Annotated in this window: 12 protein-coding genes; 2 read left to right on the top strand and 10 right to left on the bottom strand. The window is 40.2% G+C overall.

The genetic code is table 11. The features are described from left to right. Nucleotide 1 precedes the first annotated feature (1 nt). Nucleotides 2–1,354 (bottom strand): hexokinase family protein, encoded by a 1,353-nt coding sequence (locus PYS60_RS03635; RefSeq protein WP_315567790.1) that lies wholly within the window; start codon nt 1,352–1,354, stop codon nt 2–4. 146 nt (nt 1,355–1,500) lie between these two features. On the opposite strand from PYS60_RS03635, the gene PYS60_RS03640 reads away from it, so the two are divergent. Continuing rightward, nucleotides 1,501–2,649: a Gfo/Idh/MocA family protein gene (locus PYS60_RS03640; RefSeq protein ID WP_315567792.1), complete on the top strand. Its 1,149-nt coding sequence runs from the start codon at nt 1,501–1,503 to the stop codon at nt 2,647–2,649. 5 nt (nt 2,650–2,654) lie between these two features. After that, nucleotides 2,655–3,125, top strand: a complete 471-nt coding sequence (locus PYS60_RS06605) for a prepilin peptidase (RefSeq protein WP_390866509.1) — start codon at nt 2,655–2,657, stop codon at nt 3,123–3,125. Here PYS60_RS06605 and lepA read toward each other — a convergent pair. From lepA to nrdD, 9 genes are all read right to left on the bottom strand, one after another. After that, nucleotides 3,105–4,919, bottom strand: a complete 1,815-nt coding sequence (gene lepA, locus PYS60_RS03645; RefSeq protein ID WP_315567794.1) for a translation elongation factor 4 — start codon at nt 4,917–4,919, stop codon at nt 3,105–3,107. The genes PYS60_RS06605 and lepA overlap by 21 nt on opposite strands. A 15-nt stretch (nt 4,920–4,934) precedes the next feature. After that, complete coding sequence (gene lepB, locus PYS60_RS03650) at nt 4,935–6,059, bottom strand: signal peptidase I (RefSeq protein ID WP_315567796.1); 1,125 nt, start codon at nt 6,057–6,059, stop codon at nt 4,935–4,937. Beyond that, complete coding sequence (gene aspS, locus PYS60_RS03655; protein WP_315567798.1) at nt 6,046–7,848, bottom strand: aspartate--tRNA ligase; 1,803 nt, start codon at nt 7,846–7,848, stop codon at nt 6,046–6,048. The genes lepB and aspS overlap by 14 nt, the downstream gene beginning before the upstream one ends. Before the next feature lies 1 nt (nt 7,849). Continuing rightward, nucleotides 7,850–9,151 carry a histidine--tRNA ligase gene (gene hisS, locus PYS60_RS03660; RefSeq protein ID WP_315567800.1) on the bottom strand — a complete coding sequence of 434 codons (1,302 nt, stop codon included), beginning with the start codon at nt 9,149–9,151 and terminating at the stop codon, nt 7,850–7,852. A gap of 100 nt (nt 9,152–9,251) precedes the next feature. Continuing rightward, nucleotides 9,252–10,247, bottom strand: a complete 996-nt coding sequence (locus PYS60_RS03665) for a tRNA dihydrouridine synthase (RefSeq protein ID WP_315567801.1) — start codon at nt 10,245–10,247, stop codon at nt 9,252–9,254. A gap of 11 nt (nt 10,248–10,258) precedes the next feature. After that, nucleotides 10,259–13,270 carry a beta-galactosidase small subunit-related protein gene (locus PYS60_RS03670; RefSeq protein ID WP_315567802.1) on the bottom strand — a complete coding sequence of 1,004 codons (3,012 nt, stop codon included), beginning with the start codon at nt 13,268–13,270 and terminating at the stop codon, nt 10,259–10,261. 53 nt (nt 13,271–13,323) lie between these two features. Then, nucleotides 13,324–14,661: an MFS transporter gene (locus PYS60_RS03675; RefSeq protein WP_315567803.1), complete on the bottom strand. Its 1,338-nt coding sequence runs from the start codon at nt 14,659–14,661 to the stop codon at nt 13,324–13,326. A gap of 87 nt (nt 14,662–14,748) precedes the next feature. After that, nucleotides 14,749–15,351, bottom strand: a complete 603-nt coding sequence (gene nrdG / locus PYS60_RS03680; RefSeq protein WP_315567804.1) for an anaerobic ribonucleoside-triphosphate reductase activating protein — start codon at nt 15,349–15,351, stop codon at nt 14,749–14,751. A 74-nt stretch (nt 15,352–15,425) separates the two neighbouring features. Further along, nucleotides 15,426–17,582, bottom strand: a complete 2,157-nt coding sequence (nrdD, locus tag PYS60_RS03685) for an anaerobic ribonucleoside-triphosphate reductase (RefSeq protein WP_390866554.1) — start codon at nt 17,580–17,582, stop codon at nt 15,426–15,428. Nucleotides 17,583–17,660: the final 78 nt, after the last annotated feature.

Genomic DNA, 17,660 nt, shown 5'->3' on the forward strand with positions numbered 1-17,660 from the left:
ATTAATCCTTCTTATTTGTTAAAGCAGCAATAGCCGCTCCTACTAAATTACCGTTTTCTGTCTTGTTAAGTTTAACATATAAATGTAATTCATTATTGATGAAACTTCTAATATAATAAGCCATCTTACTTTGAATTAATAAAGACTTATAATATGTAGAACCGTCTATAGTAACTACTGTAGGTTTGAGCGGATTTTTGCCGGTATCAGCTTTAACTAAAGCTGCAGCCAACGCCACAACCGCATATTTGGAGGCTCTTTCGAAAACATTGTCAATCAGATAATATAAGATGCTTCGATCAATATCATTGGCACATGCCTGACTTAATTTGCCCTGGCCGAAAGGAGAACGCATATAATCATCCAAATCTTTCGTTGTAATTTGAGATATATGTTCAAAATTAGTTACAAAAAAAGTACTGAATAAATGTTCTTCAATTGCCCGGCGAATTATATACAGGCTTAATAAACCCAAATAGCGCCCGGAAATGCGTTTTTCAAATAAAGAATGTCCCGGATCGCTTGTTCCTTCATCCATCTCCTGCTCAATTGCGGAAGTTTGTAATGGACAATAATAACCGCTTTCAGTATTGATAATCATCCGACCGCTTAAGACTTCCGGGCTGACGGACTTTCTTATTTTTACTATATCATTTGAAGTTTCAACATAAGCCAAATTAATACCGGTTCCTAAAATATAACCGATGAATGAATCATAAACTTCTTCACTCAAGAAAGCTCTACCGCCTAACAGAGCCGCAACCGTATCGTTCAAAATACAAATATTTTTGTCAAAAGGTAAATTGTGCCGTTTAAGAGCCTCTTTCAAATCTACCCCGATCAAACTTCCGACTACCTCCGGCGCTCTGACTTCTTTAGTGAAGCTCAAAACTCTGCCGTCTCTATTTGCCGTAATTTCTGCCGGATAACTGAAACAAAAACCTATATTATCACTTAAATTTATGACCGGTCGCAAAAATTCAACAATCTTATCGTAAAATTCAAGTTTACTTAATTCACCGTCGGAACCGGGCATCGGATAAACTTCATAATTGGTAATTTCCGGTTCACGATCACTATGCATAGTTAATACCGCTACCCGAAAATTAGTACCTCCGGCATCTAAAACAATACATGGTTTTTCAAAAGGTACTTTATTTTCTATGTCGATAAACGTCGGTAACATTGCTAACGGCATCACACCTTGTTCCTGCGCCTTTTGATCGGCTTCTTGCTCCGGCAGCAATCCGAGTGACATAGACAAGAGAAAGTGTTCCAACTCGGCACTTAAATCTACTTTATCGGCATCTAAATCATATTTTTGCAAAAATGCTTGTACTTTTGATTTGGTCATTCTTCACCTCATAGTTTATACTTTATTTAAGGTTTATTAGCACTAATTATATAAGAGTAAAATCTAAATTTAAAGTATGTATCGAGATTTTATCTCCAAATTTATAATATAATTCACTTTAACACCGAAAGGATGGTAGCAGACAATTGACAAATAAAAAATATCACTTGATTTTAGTAGGATTAGGTAGAGTTGCCGATAAACATATCAAAGCTTTTTACCATTTGCAGCGTTATTTTTCCGGCGTCACCTTAATAGATTTGAACGAAGACAGTTGTGCCGCTTTTGCTGAACGCAACAAATCTTTTTTACCTGCCGCTTATAATTTTGCTGTTGATCTCGAATCTTATTTACAAACCGCTGCCATGCGCCAATTAACCGCGGAACGACGAGTCATCGTTGGTATTACTACACCCTCCAATCTGCATTTTACGCAAGCTGAAATCGCTTTGACCCATCACTGCCACTGTTTAATCGAAAAGCCGCTGACACTGAATATAAAGGAGGCGGAGGAATTAATAAATCTCAGTCACTCTTCCGGCTGTCAGGTAGCTGTCGGTCATATCTATCGTTATTTTCCGTTCGTGCGACAGCTGCATGAAAAATTGGAGCAGGGTTTAATCGGTGAAATAATAAGCGCTCAGCTTCGGCTTGATTGGGGTCATCCGCAAACTTATTACGATCAGGCTGCCTGGCGAGGACGTTACCGTAGTGACGGCGGTGTGCTGTTAAATCAGAGTATTCATGCCCTGGATTTATTATTTTATCTGCTTAATAGTGAGTTTGCGCACGGAACTTGTTATTTAGCCCAACTTAATCATCAGATGGAAGCGGAAGATTATGCCGCCTGTCTAATTGAAGATTCCCGTCTGCGTCAAATCAATTTAATTTGCAGCACAGCCACACTGCCGGAACAGCATAAAGCTATGTTCAGCCTGGTAGGTAAAAAAGGTGATTTGACAATCGGAATGCATAATCATCGTTTATATCTGAGTTATCATAATGCTACCGGGAAAAACTGCACCCTGAAATTGCTTCTGAGTTTACTGAAAAATCTTTGTAATTTCTCTATGCCCGCTTTTTGGCACAGCTGGTTCAATCCGCATCAGGCTATTTATTACGATATCATCAGTAAAATAGGTACTTCTTCCCCCTGTACAGCTGATGTCGTTTCCGCTACTGCGGCTCTGAAAGCTGTTTTAAGCTTATACAAAGCAGCCAAAGATAAAAAGTATGATAATAGTGAATCTCTGGCGGCTGCAGCTGAAATGCAGAATTATTTCCGGGAGAATTAGTTTATATGTTCCTGTTGGTGCAATATTTATGCTTGACCTCAGTCTTACTGCAACCGGCCATCTGCGATTATAAAAAGCGTCTATTACCGCTATATTCCTGGATACCTTTGTTTTTACTCGTCCTTTTTTACCAATTTTATATCAATAATTTTCAAACGGCATTAATCAACGTTTTACTGTGTCTTATCTTGCAAATTGCCTGCTTTCACAAGATTTTAGAAAATTTTTCTTTTGGGACGGCGGATATGCGCTTAATTATTTTCCTGTTTTTTTATTTGTCACCGTCCGAATTTGTATTACTGTTATTAATCACTTGCCTGCTGATTATATTTGTCAATTATGGCAGTTATCTTTTTCGCTCAAAAAAAAGTCGCCACCGTCAATTGGCGGCAACGACTTATCCTTTTGTCACTTATTGTTTTTCAGCTTGTATACTGCAATGTTTAATCAACGCTTTACTCATCATCCAACTTTAATACAGCCATAAAAGCATCCTGCGGAATCTCTATGCTGCCGATTTGCCGCATTTTCTTCTTACCTTCCTTTTGCTTTTCCAACAGCTTTTTCTTACGTGAAATATCGCCGCCGTAGCATTTAGCCAAGACATCTTTACGATAAGCGCGTACCGTTTCTCTTGCAATAACTTTGCCGCCGATAGCTGCCTGAATAGGAATTTCAAACATTTGTCTCGGTATAGTGTCCTTCAATTTTTCACACATTTTACGAGCACGGGCATAAGCCTTATCTTCATGGACAATAAATGAAAGAGCATCAACAACGTCACCGTTAATTAAAATATCAAGTTTAACTAATTTAGCCGGTTCATAATCTAAAAATTCATAGTCCAAAGAAGCGTATCCTCTGGTTCTCGATTTCAAAGCATCGAAAAAGTCATAGATAATTTCATTGAACGGTAAATGATAGCAAATATTAACACGGAAACGGTCAACATAACTCATATCAATGAAAGTTCCGCGCCGTTCCTGACATAACTCCATTATATTACCGACGTAATCTTTAGGGGCCATAATATCGGCCTTGACAATCGGCTCGCTCATTTGACTGACTTTAGATAAATCGGGCATATTGGTCGGATTATCCAGCATCATTGATTCACCGTTGGTTAAAGTCAGTTTATACATAACGGAAGGAATTGTAGAAATCAAATCCAAATTGAACTCGCGTTCCAAGCGCTCCAAACTGATTTCATAATGCAGCAATCCTAAAAAACCGCAACGGAAACCGAAGCCTAAAGCCAGTGAAGTTTCCGGCTCAAAGGAAATACCTCCGTCATTCATTACCAACTTGCCCAAAGCGTCTTTCAGGTCTTCATATCTGGCGCTGTCGGCAGGATAAATACCGCAATACACCATCTGATTAGCCGGCTTATACCCCGGTAATGCTTCTTTCGCCGGATTATCGGCCAAAGTAACTGTATCACCGACTTCAGATTCGCGAATATCTTTAATTGATGCGGTAAAATACCCGACATCACCTGTATTCAACATCTCACACGGTTGCAATTTACCGGCTTTGAAAAATCCTGTTTCAGTTATCTCGTATTCATTACCGCTATGCATAAAACGAATTTTGTCACCCTTTTTACAGGAACCGTTTTTGACCCGAACATGAACAATTACACCCTGATAAGCATCAAATTTACTGTCAAAGACCAAAGCTTGTAACGGGGCTTTCTCATCTCCTGTAGGTGGCGGCAGATATTTAACTATTGCTTCCAACAGTTCATCTATTCCTACATTGTTTTTAGCAGAAATAAGCGGAGCATAAGAAGCATCGATACCTATAGCTTCTTCAATCTCTTCTCGAACTTCTTCCGGTCTGGCTGAAGGCAAATCAATTTTATTAATAACAGGTAAAATTTCCAAGTTGGCATCAACCGCCAGATAACAATTGGCCAAAGTCTGTGCTTCCACTCCCTGAGCAGCATCAACAACAAGTACAGCACCTTCACAGGCAGCCAACGAACGGGAAACTTCATAATTGAAATCGACATGCCCCGGAGTATCAATTAAATTCAAAGTATAAGTATCACCTGATTTGGCTTTATACAACATTTTACTGGCTTGTGCTTTAATGGTAATACCGCGTTCCCGCTCAATATCCATATTATCAAGCACCTGTTCCTGCATTTCTCTGGCAGTTAAAACGCCGGTATCTTGAATCAAACGATCTGCAACTGTTGATTTACCATGGTCAATATGAGCAATAATACTAAAATTACGAATTAACTCCAATCGGCTTTTGGACATCAGTTATAACTCCTTTTATTTGGTTAAGCTGAAACGATTAAACGGATAAAAACGCAAGAGGCTACGACCGACAACAGTTTTGCTTTTAATCGGACCGAAAGTTCTACTGTCCAAACTGTGATTACGGTTATCACCCATAACATAAAGCTCATCATCAGCCAATTTAACCTTAGAAAATTTATCATTAAATGTTCCGGTCAACAGATTAGCCGGCAAATAATCTTCCGTCAATTTAACACCGTTGCGATAAACATGACCGTCTTTAATCTCTATTTCATCTCCCGGCAAACCGATAACTCTTTTAACTAAGTGGACATCCGGTAAATCGGGATTAGGAACTATAGCAACTTCAGCTTTACCGTCTTCACCTTCAATATAACGCACATCAACTTTAGGTTTAATAAAAGTGATAATTGTATCGTGCGGCGGTAAAGTAAAATATTTAGTCATCTTTTCAACAATTAAATTATCACCGTTATGTAAAGTCGGAAACATGGAATTACCGTCCACTATATTGCGCTGCGCAATAAAAGTAACGAAAACATAAGCAATTACAATAGCTAAAAAAACGACTTTAAGCCAGGAAAATATTTCCGTCAAAATATAATTGCTTCTTTTCTTCTCATGGATATCAACTCTACTGGGAACCGCTACGTGTTCCGGATCAAAATCCATCTTATCTTCTGCTAAGTTATATATCGGTGAATCAGGCATCTCTAACCTCTCAAGCGGTATGTCGGCAGCGTGTCTTTGACGCGCAAAATCGTAATTCAGAACACTGCTGCCATTTTTGGGCAACTTCTCCTGTCGCAGCGGGACTGCAGTCTGTAAAACAGTTTCATCCGCAACAGGTAAATCACTCATTTTTTCCTTATCTATAGGCTGTTGCATATCGTCAGTTGTAATCTCCCCCGATTTGATACGGTCTTTACGTTGGGCCTTGGCCATCAACATATTTCTCAGATAAGAAATGCGCACATTTTTATCCAATTGTCCCGCATCAAATTCAGCCTGTCGGACACCGCCGTTATCAGTAGCGGTAATAGACGGCTCTTTTTTCTGCTCTGCAATTTTATCAGCATTAGCAGGTCTTCCCTGACGATACTTCAATTTCGGCCTCGCTCTCTTATTTCGACTCATTCGCAGCAGTTTCTTTCTCCGCTGCCGTACAAATTCCCAATTCCTGTAACTGTCCCTTACTGACTTCAGACGGTGCCTGCGTCATCAAACAGGCAGATGTTTGAACTTTCGGGAAAGCAATAACATCTCTAATATTTTCAGTTCCGGTTAACAACATAACAAGACGATCCATACCGAAAGCTAAACCGCCGTGAGGAGGTACGCCGTACTTAAAGGCATCAAGCAAGAATCCGAACGATGCCTGAGCCTGCTCCGGACTGAATCCCAACAGCTGCAGAACCTGCTTCTGAATATCCTGTTCATGGATACGAATTGAACCGCCGCCTGCTTCATAGCCGTTAATAACCATATCATAAGCTTTGGAACGGACTTTGAGCGGATCAGTCTGCAACAACGGTAAATCTTCATCTTTCAACATGGTAAACGGATGATGTTCTGCAACATAACGTCCCGCCTGCTCATCATAGTCCAGCAACGGGAAGTCAACAACCCAATGAACAGAGACACATTCAGGATCGATTAAGCCTCTTTGAACTGCCAATTCACAACGCAAATGGCCCAAAGAATCGTTAACAACTTTTCTATTGTTCCCGGCGACAATAAATATCATATCATCATCCGCAACTTCTAAACGTCCGCGTATTGCTTCTAAAAATTCCGGTGTAATGAATTTGGTAAAAGAACTTCTCTCGCCGGAACCTAAAAGCCACAGCAATCCGTCCGCCCGATAAGTTTTGACCAACTCGGCCAACTTATCCAACTGCTTGCGTGTCAAATCTGCAGCATGCGGTAATTTGATCGCTTTAACAGCTCCCTGAGGTGCAGATAAAGCATTTTTGAAAACCGTGAAATCCAAAGTAGCAGCTAAATCTGAAATGTCCTGTAATTCCAAACCGAAGCGTAAATCCGGCTTATCGGAACCGTACTTTTCCATAGCCTCTTTATAATCCATCCGTCTTAACGGCAACTTAATATCTACATTCTTCAATTCTTTGAAAACTCTTTGAATAAAGCGTTCTGCCACCTGCATAACGTCATCTTCATCAACAAAGCTCATTTCCATATCAATCTGGGTAAATTCAGGTTGCCGATCGGCACGCAAATCTTCATCGCGGAAGCAGCGAGCTATTTGAATATATTTATCAAATCCTGCGACCATCAAAAGTTGCTTGAATAATTGCGGTGACTGCGGTAAAGCAAAAAACTCGCCCGGGAAAATACGACTCGGGACCAGGTAATCTCTGGCACCTTCAGGCGTCGACTTGCCCAAAATCGGTGTCTCCAAATTAATGAATCCCTCTTCTTCAAAGAAGCGATTGGTTAACTGCGTCAGCTTCGAACGCAACATAATAATTTTTTGTAAAGCCGGACGACGCAAATCCAAATAGCGATATTGTAATTTTAGAGAATCTTTCACTTGGACATCATCTTCAATATAAAAAGGCGTAGTTTCCGCTTCCGCCACAATTCTGATTTCCTGTAACAAAAGTTCCAACTTACCTGTCGGCATCTCGTTATTCGGATTGGAACGAAGGCGTAAAATGCCCTTGACCGCTAAAACGTCTTCACTCCGCACTTTTGCTGCTGTTTCTCTGACTTCAGGCGAACAAGTATCATCAGTCACTAATTGCAGAAGACCGCTGCGATCTCTCAAAGTAATAAAAATTAAGCCGCCTAAATTACGCTGTTTTTGGCACCAGCCCATAAGTGTATACGTATTACCTACAAGCAATTTATCCAATTCTGCTACATAACATGTACGTTGCATACCCTTAATATTACTACTCATTTTATTCCTCCTCTATTTTCCAGGTCGTATTCAACGAAATAGCCTTGTTTAAATCAGTTAAATCATCCAGATTAAATTGTTCATTGAGTTCAGCACCGCTATCAAGGTCTTTCAACTTAACAAATTTGCTGTTAAGCTCATTTTCACCCAAAACCAGACAATAGCGGAAATTATGTTTATTCATATATTTCATTTGTGCTTTGAAAGAACGACCTTCGACATCCTGCTCTGCCGTAATTCCGAGTCTACGCAAATGCCAAACAATTCCTGCCGCAACTTGCCGTTCAGTCTCACTTTGAGCCACAATAAACAAATCAGGTCTGCGTAAAGCATAAGCACGTTTTTGCTCCTGTAAAGCTGAATGCAGGCGTTCCAAGCCGATAGAAAATCCCATTCCCGGCAAATCCGGTCCGCCGAGCAAAGTTACCAGTCCGTCATAACGTCCGCCGCCACAAATAGTAGCAGCCTGACCTGCCTCTACATCGTTCAGCACAAACTCAAAAACCGTATGACAGTAATAATCCAATCCTCTTACAATTTTAGGATCTACCGTATACTTAATAGACAAATTATCCAGACCCCGCAAGACGGTTTGAAAACGTTGTTGATCTTCCGGTAACAAACAATCCGTTATTTTAGGTGCACCGAGTACAACAGCTTTACATTGAGGAACTTTACAATCCAAAACACGCAACGGATTTTTCGCCATTCTTTGTCGACAATCGCTGCATAATTCATCCGTATGCGGTGTTAAATATGCCAACAAAGCCTGATAATACGCCTTTCTCCCGGCAATTGAACCTAAGGAATTAAGTCTTATTTCATAATTTTTTAAGCCGACTTGTTGAAAAAACAATTGTACAAGAGAAATAATTTCTACATCCGTCATCGGCGATTGACTGCCTAAGCATTCTACTCCCAATTGATGGAACTCACGATAGCGACCTTTTTGGACATTTTCAGCTCTAAAAGCTGAAATCTCATAAAATAGTCTTTGCGGTAAAGTCTCATTGAACAAACCGTTTTCTACAAAAGCTCTGACTACTCCGGCTGTCCCCTCCGGTCTCAAGGTAATTGATCTTCCGCCGCGGTCTTCAAAAGTATACATTTCCTTTTGGACAATATCACTGGTTTCACCTACTCCGCGATTAAAAACTTCAGTATATTCAAACGTCGGAATTCTAATCTCTCCGTAAGCAAAAGAACGACAAACACGCGCAAAAATCTTTTCAATTTCTTCCCATTCGCAACAAGTCTGGGGCAGCAAATCCAATGTTCCTTTAACTTTTTTATATTGCGCCATAAATGACCTCCTGAAAGAACCGCTTTTAGTTAATAATTATATCACAGTCTTTCATTAGAGCTCAGTCTAAAGCAAGAACTTCATGATAATTACAATTATACTAAATAAACAGCTCAAGTAATGTCGGGAAAAAGTTCAACCATTCGCTTTTATAAGTAAGTTTACCGCATAATTGCCGATATGCGGTAGAATGAGCATACCCTTTAATCCAAGGCATAATCATACTGCGGAATTCCTTCCCGGCAGTAATTTCTCCCAGCATTTCCGTCATCTCCAGATAACACGTTTGCAAATCATCAATTTTACGTTCGGCTGTAACTTTAAATTCCGGATTTTTAATCTCGGCAAATATATAAGGATTGCCGCAAGCAGCTCGACCGATCATAAATCCCGAAACTTCCGCCATATCCTGAATTGTGCGACAATCTGCCGCCGATTTTATATCACCGTTGGCAATTAACGGCAAAGCGCCAAATCCGTGTGTCAGCAATTTGTTTTTGACAGTTGCAAATACTGCCCAATCAGCTTTACCGGCATACATTTGCTTGGCCGTTCTGGCATGAATACATATTCTGTCGACACCGGCTTCAGCTAAAGCTAAAGCGAATTCAGCCGCCGTATTTTCTTCCTGCAGATATCCTTTGCGAAACTTGCAAGTCAAATACTTACCGGCACCGGCACATAATGGCTGTAATTTCCGTACGATTTTCACCGCCTGCTCCGGCTTTTGCATCAAAGCGGATCCCGCTCCGGTTTGACAAACTTTTTTTACAGGACAACCCATGTTTATATCTATAGCACTGCAGCGACTCAATGTAGGATTATCCAATATTTTTTGCACAGCTATATAAAAATCGTCCGCATCATAGCCGAACAACTGAATAGCTGCCGGTCCTTCCGTGTCCTCGTCAATTAACAAATAGCGTAAAGAAGGTTCCAAACCGTTATATACAATACCGCGGGCGCTAACCAGTTCGGTCGTGTTGAAATCAACACCTCCTCTGTGACACAAACGTCGGAACGGTAAATTGCTGTAACCGGCCATCGGTGCTAAAAATAAACGTTGCTTCTTAAATTCTTCTGCAGATAAATGCATCCGGCACTTCCTTAATAATTCAAATTGTACGGTTTAGGTAAAATATTACACTTGAAAGTATAATTATCTTCTAAAAAATTGGAATATTGCGCATCACTGTTATAACATACAGCTTGCGTATTCAATTTATAAATTATTGTCAACGCCGTTCCGGCAGTTTCCTGTGAACAGATAAAAGAAAAAGCATTTTCTTCACTGTTTTTCCAAATAATAAATTGATTACCGTCGGCAGCATTGACTGCTAATGCCTGCGTACCGTAATGAATTTGCTTTTCGCTTAAAGTGTGGGTAAATAAGGACATATATGTATGTCGTAATTTATTGCAATAACTGTTTTGCGGCCCGTAAGCATAATAACGACACTCATTGAAACTTGCAGGCAAATAGAACTTTACCCCGATACAGGCTGTCGGCGGCGGCAGAGGGACGGAAAAATTTCTGCTTTCTTCAGTATGCTTCGTAGCGATAATTTTCCAACAGATTCGACCCGAGGCCAAAATTATCCATCTGCTTTCAAAGGTGAACGGTACAGGCAAATCCGGTCCGGATAAAGTTAAAAAGCTTTTCACATAAACACCTTCCAGACCTGCTAAATTAGTTCCCATTTCCTCCGGCGACAACTCATCCAGATAACCGGCTTCGGTTTTATAAACCTTCATTTGTAAACTGTCATAGGACCATTTTTCCCAAGCTTCAGCTAATTTACCGGCAGGTAGGAATGAAGTTTTTAAGCTGTATTCTCCTGCTTGACTTAAAAAAGGACAATTATCATAAATCATAGATGTAAAAATCGCCTGCTTACAGCTGTAAATATATTTATACATCTGCCCGTCTATATTACTTCCCTGAATTAAATAGTGCTCACCGTCAGCAAAAATTAAAATATTTCTCTCCGCCGGTCTAATTTTTTCGTCCTTCTCCAATTCCGTTTCCAAAGGTAAAACATCTTCCGCTTCACAAATTTCATTCAACAAATTTTCGTTAATATCCTTTTGCCAAATAAATTGCTGTAAACCGCTTTTATGCAAATTTTCATGGCGACCGTCTTCACTGCAGCCAATAAAACAATTAAGTGTCAAAGTAGAATATTGTTCCTTTAAGTCTTCCAATGATTGCCCGGGCACATTTATTTTTGTAATTTGACCGCTTGTAATTTCCAACGGGAAGATTTCCGCCTTTTGCAAAATTTTACCGTCACCGGTCAGTTCATAACGCAAACTGTAGCGCTTTTGGGTACAGGCATGGGCAAAATTATTGTAAATATAAATACAACATTCCGCGTTATTCGACCTGATTACCCGAACAGTCAGAGGGCAAAGTGTATAGCGCATACCTGTTATCTCGTTAAAATCAACTATATTCTTTCCCGGCAGAGCAAAATCATTAACAGCCGCACCCAAGCAACGACTGTCTGTCGTTAATTCATTCAGAACCTCATTAACTGCAATTTCTTCTTCTCCCAGCTTATCTGCAAATGAAGCAAGATAATATGGCGTTTCGAACGGTAAAACTTTTTCATCGAGTAAACGTTCCTGCAGTGCAGAATTGAATAAGCATTTAAGAGCAACATTTATTTCACCCTCTTCACCGCTGCATGGTGCCGTCAGAGCAATAAGACTGTTTTTAGATAATTTATCAGCTGCTTCGGGCAAAGATTCTTTTAGTTGTAACCAATATTCATAATCCAATAAATAAAGTAGAATATTATTCTGTTTGTATGCAACTTCCAATGTCAAAACTTGCATAATTGCCTGCTTCAATTCCGGTAAATCAAGATAAGCGGCTGTTTTCCGGGCAGCAATCGGGGAAGCTGAATTTTTTTGCCAATCTGCTGTATAGACTAAATTACGCACCTGCCGCATACCGCTTTTTAAGCATAAATTCCGGAACATCTGATTATACATCACCCTACTGCTGATACTGTTAAAATTATTTTTATGCAAATTCTGCAAATAGTGATAAACATACTGCCTTTGTGTCTGTAAATTGACTTTAGGATTATTGGAAAGTGGAAGATCGGGCGGACATAATAAAATTTCACTATTTACCGCCCAGACTTTCAATGCCTGACCTTCATGTTCGACAATCCCGTCAACAGCGGTAATTTTCTGAAAATTCAAAGGAAAAAGCAGGCATTCCTCTTCCATATCAATTAAAAAGTAATACAATCGCGGCGACTCCCACGACCAGGCTGCAACATTTGCAATTTCAAAGGTATTTGAACCGTTTGCTCCAACTACATGAGTTAGCTGAATTTCCTGCCCCGAATCATCCAGCAAATAAAAATCTGAAGCGGCCGCTATGGCATCAGCTGCAGTCGGCGACGGCGTAATTTTTACATTTATTTTCCCTCTGTTCTCACCTATCAATTCAGTTTCTACCATCACATCGGTAACGGCAGCCTGAGGCCGTTTAACCAGGACTAAATCATTAATGCGTAAATCACGGACAGAATTAATATGCAAATAAGAACTGAAAGCTTCCGCTGTCGCTAAAATTGTCAAATGATTGATGCCTTTTATAACATGCGGTGAGAGCAAAAATTCATTATCTCTACCCGTTACCTGACTGAAACCGATAAACGTACCGTTAAGCCAAATATAAAAAGCAGCCGCCTGCATACTCAGCTGCATGTGATATTCATAATGCAAATCCTGGGCGGTAAAATATTTATGAAACAAAGCAACAGGATTATTCGCCGGAATATGCGGCGGATCAAAGGGTATTTCAGAAACCTTTTCTAACTTGCAAGCTGCTGCTTTTTTGCGAAAATTATACGACTTCACAAAATCATCCGGTAAAGCTGCCAAATCAGGATAACAGACAGAAGGTTGATCCATGCAGCCTAAAATTTCAAGGCGATCGGAATCCAACCTCAAATCGCGTGTAAATTCCTGTTTTTGCTTAATACAGGCTTTTAAGGCCTGTTCTTTTCCGGAATAAACAAAGAAATAATCCGAAAGCGGGCAAGCGCCAACTTGCAAATTGCTTTGCTCGAGCAAACTTTTTTCTTCAGAAGTCATATAAATTTATCCTCACTGCAATAAAGCAGCCCGAATTCAGACTGCTTTATTTTTTATTTATCAATAGCCGTGGCATTTTTCGGCAAATATAAAGTAATTATAAAGCCGATAACAAACAAAGGTACTACAGCTAAAATTGTTAAGCGCGGAATACCTGTCAACCAACCGATTAACGACATCAAAGCCGGACCCATAATGGCTGCAAAGCGACCGAAAACATTATAAAAACCGAAGAATTCATTATTTTTTTCCGGCGGAATAATCTGAGCAAAATAAGAACGGCTGAGAGCTTGAATTCCTCCCTGAGAAGAAGAAATTAAGACCGCCATAATCAAAAGATGCCAGATATTTTGCATAAATACGGCTGTGCAAACTGTAATCAGATAAGGAATCATAGCTACTTGAATCAATCTTATCGGCGTAAAAAATTTGGTCAACCAACCGTACAATATAGCAAAAGGGAAAGCCACAATCTGACTGCCTAAAAGAATAACCAACAAGATCACCGTATCGACGATTTCATTTCCCAAAACGCTCTGAACATAAGGCACAACCATTCTTATGATTGTATCAACTCCGTCAATATAAAAGAAATACGCTATTAAAAAAACAAACGCATACTTATATTTTCTGATATCTTTAAATGTTGAAGCAATTTCACGGAAAGAATAAATGAAAACCCCGTTTTTCGGCTTAGGTGACCAATAAACCTGTTGCACGTCTACAATCATCGGTAACGTAAAAATCAACCACCAGGCACCCGTGATTAAAAAGCATAACTGATAGCCCAAAGGATTGGCCATGCCCAAGTAATAAATAAAGACCAGCGATATGCCGAAAGGAATGATACTGGTTATATACCCCCAAGCAAAACCGTAGGAAGAAATCTTATCCATTCTTTCTTTGACAACGGAATCGACCAAAAAAGCATCGTAAAAAATAATCGAACCGTTATAACAAACATTGGTTAAAACATAGGCCAAACAAATGGTAAACCACATATTTGTAGGTAAAAATGCCAACAACATTGTCGTTAAAATACCGAAAATGGCAAAGAAGTTGAACATTTTCTTCTTGTATCCTCTAAATTCAGCCAAAGTTCCTAAAATCGGACTTAAAACCGCTAAAATTATAGAACTTAAAGAATTAAACCAGCCTAATTGCATCTGGGCTTCAGTACTGGCAATAATACCGATAAAAGCAGGAAACGCAGCGCTGCTTATAGCAACTGAAAAAGCGGAATTGCCGACGTCATAAAGCATCCAGCTCCATTCTCGTCTGTTCCTTTCCTTTAAATCAAGCTCTTCCGGTCTTTTCTGCCCCATAAGCTTGCGATATTTTAAGTTGAGCGACTTAAAAGGCGCACTCAACTGCTGATCGAATGTTGTCATAATAAACCTCCTACAATCGTTACAGCTTCATATTGGCTTATCCTACCACAAATAGCAGGAAAAAGTACAATATCACAACATATTTAACTATTGTTCTATGGCAGGAGGGACAAACTCTTTATATTTTGCCAGTATCGGTTCACACGAAGGACCGAAGTTTTTTTGCCAGACCGGCAAGTTACCTTCTCTTAAAGAAGCGAGACTTTTTTTAATATCCAAGATCCGCTGGTTGGCCGAGCCGCGAAAACGCAGCATTAAGTCTTTTTGCGCCATCTGAAAAAGTCCGTCCACTAAAGTATCACATTGTTCCAATATACTTAATTGAACCGGATTTTGCAGTAATTGCTCAATTTTATAACCGGAAAATATCCAAATATTCAATTGTCTGCCGCTGTTTTCCGCATCCGATTCGGCCACCAGATTGCGCAACAACTTTAAAATAGCAGCCAAGTCCTTACCCTGCTGCATAGGTTCACCGCCCAAAACAGTCAAGCCGGAAACAAAAGGGTTGCGCAACCACTTGGCCAATTTAACTGTCACTTCCGGTGTCCAAAGCTCACCGTATTTAAAATCCTGATACGCTCCGTTAAAGCAACCGGGACAAGCAAAGGTACAACCGGTAACAAATACAGTCGAGCGAATTCCCGGTCCGTTAGCTACATCAAATTCTCGCAACTGTGCATAACGCATAGGTTTACTCCTTTGCTTGATAACAAAAGAGTCAGTCAAACAACTGACTCTTTCATAACTTTCAAGTTTTCCCGTTAAATATGTAAAACACGGCTCTTAATTTCTTTTGTTCGACCCTCATTCCAATAATTGGAGCCTAAATAGCCGCAAGTACGTCTGACTACAGTCAACTTATTGCGATTGTTGTTACCGCATTGCGGGCAGGTCCAAACATTGTCGTCATCGAGCTTAATTTCACCGCTGAAACCGCAAACATGGCAATAATCAAGTTTGGTGTTGAACTCGGCATACATAATTGTTTGATAAATATACTGAATCATTTCCAATATTGCCTGAATGTTATTCTGCATATTAGGTATCTCAACATAAGAAATCATGCCGCCTTTTGACAAGGGTTGAAACTCCGACTCGAACTTGAATTTGTCGAAAACGCTTATAGGTTCACGTACATCGACATGGTACGAGTTGGTGTAATATCCTTTATCAGTAACATTTTCAATATCACCGAAATGAGCGCGGTCGATGGCGCAAAAACGATGTGTCAGCGATTCTGCCGGCGTACCGTAAACACCGAAACCTAAACCTGTTTCAGCCTTCCATTTATCTGCAGCCTCATTCAACTTGTGCATCACCTTAAGCGCGAAAGCTTTACCTTCAGGGCTCGTATGACTCTTGCCGGTAACTAAATAACTGGCCTCGTACAAGCCGATATAACCGATGCTTAATGTTGAATAACCGTTTTCCAGGAAAGGTCTAATCTTCTCACCTTCTCCCAAACGGGCGATAGCGCCGTACTGCCAATGTAAGGGGCTGACGTTGGAATTGACATTCAACAAACGCTCATGTCTTAACATCAAAGCTTTCTTTACAATATTGAGGCGCTTGTCGAGCATCTTGAAATAGCCCTCTTCATCATGGCGGTTCAAAATACCGATTTGCGGTAAATTAATCGTAACAACGCCTTGATTGAAACGACCGTCGAAAACATATTTACCGGCAGCATTTTTCCAAGGGCTGAGGAAAGAACGGCAACCCATCGGACTGAACACGTTACCTTCATACATTTCGCGCATTTTTTTAGCAGAAATATAATCGGGATACATCCGCTTGGCCGTACATTCGGCCGCCAACTCCGTCAGATAAAAATAAGGTGCGCCGGGCTTCACATTATGTTCATCCAGAACATAAATAAGCTTGGGGAAAGCCGGTGTTACATAAACACCGCATTTGTTTTTAATACCTTCAATTCGCTGCCGTAAAACCTCTTCCGTAATCATGGCCGCTTCTTTAGCATATTCGTTATCCGGTTCACAATACAAGAATAAAGTAACGAAAGGTGATTGACCGTTTGTCGTCATTAAAGTATTAATTTGATATTGCACAGTTTGGACGCCGTCTTTTATCTCTCTTCTCGTCCGGCGCCAGGCAATCTCTTCCGCCTTCTGTCTGTTGGCCTCCGTCGCTTCAGCCCCGTATACCTCGGCCTGTTCTTCCAGAACTTCTTTCAAATAACGCAAATAGGATTTACGCACGAACGGCGCCAAAATTCTGTCAAAGCCGTTAATTGACTGACCGCCGTACTGATTCGAGGCCACCTGGGCAATTATTTGGGTCGTAACAGTACATGCTACTCTGAAAGTATGCGGAGTTTCGATCTGATTACCGTTAATTACAGTACCGTTCATCAACATATCTTCCAAATTAATCAAACAGCAGTTAAAAATCGGTTGTATTGCATAATCCAGATCATGATAATGGATAGCTCCCGAATCATGAGCCTGTAAAATATCAGTCGGCATAATTTTCCGGCGGGCCATATCTTTCGAAACTTCACCGGCAATTAAATCTCGCTGCGTTGCTGCCAAAAAGGCATTTTTATTGGAATTTTCATCCATTGTATCTTTATTGGTGGCTTCAATTAAGCCGATAATTCCGGCATCGGTTGTATTATCCTTACGCTTAAAGCTTTGCACAGCCTTATAATTTTCGTAAGATCTGGCAGTTGCGGCATTATCATGTTTAATCAAGCTGTAATACACCTGATCCTCAATTTGATAAATTGTAATAGCCCTCGGAATATTACGGGCAAATTCTTCAATTTCACCGGCAATTTCTTCAGCTTGTCCCGCAACATAATTACCGGTTGCCGAATTCATTGCTTTTTCAATAGCAACTTGAATCTTGCTTTTATCAAACGGCACTGTTGTTCCGTCACGTTTAATCACTTCCAAAGACATACTCAATCCCTCTCATCTACCAATATATAGAAACATCATCCGCTCAGTTTTACATAAGACTGCCGCTAACTG

The sequence above is a fragment of the Amygdalobacter indicium genome (assembly GCF_029101545.1).
In the GTDB taxonomy this organism is placed as follows: domain Bacteria; phylum Bacillota; class Clostridia; order Saccharofermentanales; family Fastidiosipilaceae; genus Amygdalobacter; species Amygdalobacter indicium.

What these genes read in the sequence shown, in the direction of transcription:
- PYS60_RS03635 (WP_315567790.1), bottom strand. Translation starts at nt 1,354, where the DNA reads ATGACCAAATCAAAAGTACAAGCATTTTTGCAAAAATATGATTTAGAT.
- PYS60_RS06605 (WP_390866509.1), top strand. Translation starts at nt 2,655, where the DNA reads ATGTTCCTGTTGGTGCAATATTTATGCTTGACCTCAGTCTTACTGCAA.
- lepA (WP_315567794.1), bottom strand. Translation starts at nt 4,919, where the DNA reads ATGTCCAAAAGCCGATTGGAGTTAATTCGTAATTTTAGTATTATTGCT.
- lepB (WP_315567796.1), bottom strand. Translation starts at nt 6,059, where the DNA reads ATGAGTCGAAATAAGAGAGCGAGGCCGAAATTGAAGTATCGTCAGGGA.
- aspS (WP_315567798.1), bottom strand. Translation starts at nt 7,848, where the DNA reads ATGAGTAGTAATATTAAGGGTATGCAACGTACATGTTATGTAGCAGAA.
- hisS (WP_315567800.1), bottom strand. Translation starts at nt 9,151, where the DNA reads ATGGCGCAATATAAAAAAGTTAAAGGAACATTGGATTTGCTGCCCCAG.
- PYS60_RS03665 (WP_315567801.1), bottom strand. Translation starts at nt 10,247, where the DNA reads ATGCATTTATCTGCAGAAGAATTTAAGAAGCAACGTTTATTTTTAGCA.
- PYS60_RS03670 (WP_315567802.1), bottom strand. Translation starts at nt 13,270, where the DNA reads ATGACTTCTGAAGAAAAAAGTTTGCTCGAGCAAAGCAATTTGCAAGTT.
- PYS60_RS03675 (WP_315567803.1), bottom strand. Translation starts at nt 14,661, where the DNA reads ATGACAACATTCGATCAGCAGTTGAGTGCGCCTTTTAAGTCGCTCAAC.
- nrdG (WP_315567804.1), bottom strand. Translation starts at nt 15,351, where the DNA reads ATGCGTTATGCACAGTTGCGAGAATTTGATGTAGCTAACGGACCGGGA.